The organism is Cupriavidus sp. SIMBA_020, from assembly GCF_046535395.1.
GTDB lineage: Bacteria > Pseudomonadota > Gammaproteobacteria > Burkholderiales > Burkholderiaceae > Cupriavidus > Cupriavidus campinensis.
Window position 1 is genome coordinate 1 of sequence record NZ_JAWRWU010001368.1, and the last position, 246, is coordinate 246.

General features: G+C 67.5%; 1 protein-coding gene. It reads right to left on the bottom strand.

Annotation, left to right across the window (positions count from 1 at the left end; translation table 11 throughout):
* The coding region (locus SB751_RS33975) for a molybdopterin cofactor-binding domain-containing protein (RefSeq protein WP_410749493.1) at positions 1-246 on the bottom strand (246 nt) is incomplete at both ends.

The window sequence follows — 246 nt, forward strand, 5'->3', positions numbered from 1 at the left end:
CGTGCGCCGCCGTGCCCGGTTCGCCGATCCCGCCCGGCGCTTCCGTGCTCGGCACGATATGCACCTCGATCACGGGCGATTCGTCGATGCGCAGAATCCGGTAGTCGGTGAAATTGGTCTGCGTGACGCGGCCGCGCTCGATCGTGATCTCGCCATACAGCGCCGCCGTGATGCCGAACACGATGCCGCCCTGCACCTGCGCCTCGATCGTGGTCGGGTTCACGACCATGCCGCAATCGACGGCCG